The sequence below is a fragment of the Bacteroides sp. 2201st1_D9_2201SCRN_220225 genome, assembly GCF_040928965.1.
GTDB lineage: Bacteria > Bacteroidota > Bacteroidia > Bacteroidales > Bacteroidaceae > Bacteroides > Bacteroides stercoris.
In genome coordinates this window covers 1-4,921 of sequence record NZ_JBCODG010000125.1, presented here as the reverse complement: position 1 = coordinate 4,921, position 4,921 = coordinate 1, and the positions used below count along the sequence as shown (strand labels likewise).

The window sequence follows — 4,921 nt, the reverse complement described above, 5'->3', positions numbered from 1 at the left end:
GAAATTATCTTCTCGAATTTATTCCGGTATACCGCTCCCAGTTCCAGCGCATCCCCATAAGCCCTGTCCGCACGATACTTTGCAAATATGGCCGTTGCGTCCGGCTTGCTTACCAGAAACAGGGCATGCGCCTGGTTCTCCTGCCATGAAAGCCTGTCGAAACTGTTCAGATAATAGGCTGTGGAACTGCAGTGAGCCCGCAGCAGCTCCTCGTAGAGCTTATCCGTATCCATAGCTTTCTGCTTCAGGTATTCACCGTTCTCATTTACCACAAGTATCTTGTTTCCCATGCTGCTGAGCAGTGAATAGCTGAAAAACAACACGGCCGACACCGTCAGCGCGCAGAAGCCGAATGCCAGCTTCACCAGAAGGGAGCTTTTCTTACGGGCGTCGGCCAGCGCATTGAAGTCCCCGAGTATTTCCTTCATGTTTGTCATAATGGAGAATGTTTCCCTTTCTTTTCTTAATATCTTTTTCATACTCATAACCATTTGTTGACCGTAGCCTTGGCCGCCGCAAGCAGGCTTGTTTTCAGGATGATCGAGAAAAACAACATGATCCATATCGGCCATGAATCCTGCCGGATGTAATTCTTCACTATAAGATCGCTGAATACGCTTACTATTACGAAAGCCGGGTACAGCATATAGCATCCGAACAGGTTCTTTGCCCATACAAAGAAAGAACTCCTCAGATCCTTGTTGTAAAGGCATGCGATGGCCACGGGAGAGACTATTTCCAGAAGGAGCAGTATGACATACCTTGTCGCCAGGAACAGGGTGGTGATATAATCATATGCCAGGGCAAAAAGCGTCCCCACCTGTGAGGTCAGTATATGCGTGAAGATCGTTCCCGCCACGTTCCAGCTGCCTTCCTCGACCATGTTCTCCAGGTCACCAAGAAGCGTGGCCCTCCAGATGTTGTCCGAGTTGTATTTCCCGCCTATGGATTCTACCACCTTGTCCGCCCCCATAGCGAATATCGCTTCCAGCCATCCCAGTAAAAGAGGCAGGATTGCTATCAGGGCCGAGCAGAAAATATATTCCCTGCCCAGTTCAAAGAAATGCTTGGCATTGAATCCTTTCTCCTCCTTAATCATGTCATTTGCCATATCAAGCAACTTGAATATGAAAGTTGCTATGATCAGTCCCGCCACCAGCGAGTAGAAGCCGTTAACAGCTACCGCCTCCCTAAGTTCCCGGTAGGAGTGGAACAGCACGCTGAATTCTCCTTCCTCCATCATTGCAGGGCACGTTTCAAAGTTTCATATTCACTGACAAGACGATTTATTTTCCATATGTTCCGCTCATCCTGTTCGGTCTGTTTCTCTATATCCCTGAGAAGTGCCAGCCTCTCCGCATCGTTCATCCTCAGTGAGGTCGAAAGAACGCTTTTCACAAGGCTGATCAGCCGTCCGTTGTTGCTCACGATCTGTCCTACGCATGATGTCAGTGAGGAAAGGGTTGACGACTTCATTCCCGATTTGCCGGCCCTTCCCAGAAGCTTTCCGCACTCCGTACTCAGTTTCAATTGCCTTTCAATGAGATACTTTACAGTCATGCTGTTACTCACTGTGGCATTCACCTTCCTCATGTAATCCAGGCTTTCATCCAGTATTTTCTTCTGTTCCCTGAGCGAGGAGACGGTGTTCTTGAGCTGCTGTACAGAAAGAACACCCTGATAGGTGTTTTCCGGATCGCTCACAATCCATTGTGCCCGGACAGTCCCTGAAAGGAGCAATGTCATGAGTCCCAAAATCAAAGTCTTTTTCATACTGTTATCTGTTTGATGATAATTTCTTTACTTTTCTCTCCGGATGTTCCTCCAGATATTCACGGATGGCATCTTCCATACCCATCCTTTGCGTTTTCTTTTCCAGCTCGGCCCATATGCTCCCTTCCGTCTGGAAGGCAAGGAACTTCTCCGGAGACAGTTCCAGGCGGGTAACGGTGGCATATTTCTCTCCCATACGTAAGAAACATTCACTGTACGGCTGCCTGCCGGAGAAGTTGTTCCGCATGGATTTCATCAGGTCGATATGTGCCTGGTCGGTAATTTTGAACTTCTCTATGATGCTGCTGTAAATCACCTCCTTGGTGGGCAGTACGTAAAGCATGTCCGTATTACCGATGATGTTCTGCGTATTCTCGTCATCGGGCAACTGGTCGGGAGTCTGTACGATGGTGTAGACGGCGCCGTTCTCTTTCCTGATCTTCTGGTAGCAGAACGCTACCGAGCTGTGTATGCCCGTATTCGTGGCCGTATCCTTCATTTGTGCCGTTTCCGCATACTCGTCGAATATGAGGATTCCCCGCTTGCTCCTGTCGGAAAGTATCTTCGACTGTATGACCGAGAATATCATCGTCATGACCAGGTTCGAGAGGAACCTGTCCTGTTTGATCCGGGTGAGTTCGAATACTATGAATTTCTTGGCCAGAAAATCCTCTTTGGTATCCTTCGTCACATTCTCATATCTTTTTCCCGGCAGGAACTCCCCGCAGTTCAGAAGAAACGAAGAGAGCTCAAAATACTTCTCCGGAATGTTTTTCCTTTCCAGGATATCCGGATAATTCTGTTTTACATGGTTATAGAATCCCACAAAATTGTGTTCCTTTCCCGGCTGTTCGTAATAGTCCTCTATGAACAGGTTCAGTGCCGTTTCCCTCTCCGGTTCCTTTCCTGTGAACATGTGTTTCCAATAACGCTGCACGATTCCCGAGATCGTTTCCAAGTCCGTATTGTCCGGCCTGCGTCCCTGCAGGTCGAACGGATTGATACCCAACGGTGTCTTTCCGTCATAATCCACGTGAAGCGACTCTTTGGGATAAAGTTTGCAGAGCTGGCTGAAACTTTTTCCGAACTCCACCACTACAACCGTATAGTCCTGTTCAAGAAGCTGATAAGTGAAATTCTCGGCGAAAGTGGATTTTCCCCCGCCGGAACCGGCGATGATCATCCCGTTGCGTGCATCCGCCCTTCTCTTTCCGGCATCCCATATATCCTTTTTGATCGGGATACGGTATAGTCTGTCCTGTAGCTGAATACCTTCCGCATCGGAACGGAGTGTACTGCAGGCAAGAAAAAGGCACAGTGAAACGGAGAGCGTGGAAAGAAACATATACTCCCCCGGCAAGCAGTTCACCTGTCCCGGTACGGAAGCCAGATGTGCGGCCGCCAGATGCTCGAACGAAGGGATGTAGTATCCGAAGCCGGCCAGGTTCAGGCATTCCCGGATCTTCTTCTCGGCATTCTCCAGTTCCTTTTCGTCGCGGTCAAAAAAGCACAGGGAGAAATAAGTGCGTACAAGCGGTGTGTTCTCCTCCATGATTTCATTGCGAACCTCATCCAATTTCCTGTACTCCGACTCGATGCTCTTTCTTATGCTGCTGTTCTTTTTATAAACATCAATATTGCTGTTCACCCTCGCCCGCAGTTTTTTATCACCTTCAAAGAAAATAACCTGATTGACAATATGGTTGCATGGCAGATAGACTCCCAGGCTTTCCAAAGGAGTATGGAACAGCTCGCTGCCCGCTTTGGGCAGCGAATAGTCTCTGACACATGAGGAAATGATACTTTCCGGCAGGTGTGCTTCATCGCAGATGCTGTAATACTTGACCTTTTCTTCCCCTATGCTCATGGTGGAAGAAAACCGCATATCCCTTGTTTCGCGTTTTCCACCGAACAGATTGGTATATTCTCCCATCAGTTCCACCATTTCCGTCCCGTCAAGCTGCCGGACACTTACATTGGGAATATTACGGATGATGCTCATGGCATTTTCCACACCTTCAAGGAAGTCCTTCAGTTTTTGCTCATCACTCCTGTGCAGTTCTTCCCTGTATCTCACCGGAGAGGCTGCATACGCCTTTTTCAATGTCTCAAGGGAAGCGAACGTGAAATGCATCAGGCATGTATGCTCCAGATAGGTACGTCCGGCGAAATGGCGCGCGTCCGCCCGGGAAAGGAAACTGTCGGCCTTTTCCGGAGAGTAGCTGCGCTTGAGAAAGATATCCTGCTTATGCACATAGCTCCCATCGGGAAGAAAGCGGAAGGCTTCCTCCAACATGAGGTTTCTCCGGTCTATATCTTCCGGGGAAAGGCTATAGCATTCCGGTTCTGTAAGACGGAAGGAAACGGTCAGGCTACCTGACTGTCCCAGCATGGCCCCGTCTCCCATGATGTCCAAAAGTCCGTATGTGTAGTTTGTTGTCATAACTGCTCCTTTCTGTGTCTTTTCCGGATACGGTAAAGGGTACGGGTCATTTCCAGATTGCTCAGGGTAATCTCCCGGTTCCGGTTCTTGAACTTCCGGGACAAGGTCTTTCTCCAGAACATATAGCACAGCAGAGGCTCCGCCACACTGCATATGCCCAGCATGCTCCAGAAGAATTCCCAGTGCCCTTCAGTCAACCCCTGGGCGGCTGCAAGGACACACAGTCCGATAGCCGCTACACTGGCGGAATATACCACCCAATAATCCCCGGAAAGGAAAATACCGATCCGGCAGGGAGTTTCCAGACCTTTTCTTACTTTGTATTCCATATCAGACACTCAGGTTTATACCCATGGCTGCCGTCCTTATGGCATTGATGACAACCGAACCGGCCAGACCATAACCTACCATCCAAACGACCGCAATGACACCGTCCATTCTGTTTCCGTTGTCATTCTTGGCCGCAATATTGTCATAGTTCCGTACCAAACCGGCAATCAGGCCGATAAGCATGCCTGCCAGATATATGGGTCTGGCCCAGCCGTCAAGCATTGTGTTTACAGTCGAATTCATGTCCTGTGCAGATACCTGTATGGTAGTAAGCAGAAACATGAGGGTTAGCAATACATTTTTCTTTGTCGTCATTATTCATTCGGTTTAATTGATCCGGTATAATCTCCACCTGCCTGCCAGGGACGGACGCTC

General features: G+C 48.9%; 6 protein-coding genes. All 6 read right to left on the bottom strand.

Annotation, left to right across the window (positions count from 1 at the left end; genetic code table 11):
• Positions 1-485: hypothetical protein (locus tag AB5903_RS21665; protein WP_368118275.1), on the bottom strand; the 485-nt coding region annotated here is incomplete at its 3' end.
• Positions 482-1,243, bottom strand: coding sequence for a hypothetical protein (locus tag AB5903_RS21660; RefSeq protein ID WP_016662288.1), 762 nt, complete (start codon positions 1,241-1,243; stop codon positions 482-484). The genes AB5903_RS21660 and AB5903_RS21665, both read right to left, overlap by 4 nt.
• Entirely contained in the window at positions 1,240-1,773 is a 534-nt protein-coding gene (locus AB5903_RS21655; RefSeq protein WP_016662289.1) for a hypothetical protein, read from the bottom strand. The genes AB5903_RS21660 and AB5903_RS21655 overlap by 4 nt, the downstream gene beginning before the upstream one ends.
• A 4-nt stretch (positions 1,774-1,777) precedes the next feature.
• Positions 1,778-4,216, bottom strand: coding sequence for a conjugal transfer protein (locus AB5903_RS21650; RefSeq protein WP_272709844.1), 2,439 nt, complete (start codon positions 4,214-4,216; stop codon positions 1,778-1,780).
• Positions 4,213-4,545 (bottom strand): hypothetical protein, encoded by a 333-nt coding sequence (locus AB5903_RS21645; protein ID WP_016662291.1) that lies wholly within the window; start codon positions 4,543-4,545, stop codon positions 4,213-4,215. The genes AB5903_RS21650 and AB5903_RS21645 overlap by 4 nt, the downstream gene beginning before the upstream one ends.
• A 1-nt stretch (position 4,546) precedes the next feature.
• On the bottom strand, positions 4,547-4,861 hold the full coding sequence (locus tag AB5903_RS21640) for a hypothetical protein (RefSeq protein ID WP_016662292.1): 315 nt from the start codon (positions 4,859-4,861) through the stop codon (positions 4,547-4,549).
• Positions 4,862-4,921: the final 60 nt, after the last annotated feature.

Bases quoted from the DNA above. Each gene is read 5' to 3' on its own strand.
- AB5903_RS21655 (WP_016662289.1), bottom strand. From the start codon at position 1,773: ATGAAAAAGACTTTGATTTTGGGACTCATGACATTGCTCCTTTCAGGG.
- AB5903_RS21645 (WP_016662291.1), bottom strand. From the start codon at position 4,545: ATGGAATACAAAGTAAGAAAAGGTCTGGAAACTCCCTGCCGGATCGGT.
- AB5903_RS21660 (WP_016662288.1), bottom strand. From the start codon at position 1,243: ATGATGGAGGAAGGAGAATTCAGCGTGCTGTTCCACTCCTACCGGGAA.
- AB5903_RS21640 (WP_016662292.1), bottom strand. From the start codon at position 4,861: ATGACGACAAAGAAAAATGTATTGCTAACCCTCATGTTTCTGCTTACT.
- AB5903_RS21650 (WP_272709844.1), bottom strand. From the start codon at position 4,216: ATGACAACAAACTACACATACGGACTTTTGGACATCATGGGAGACGGG.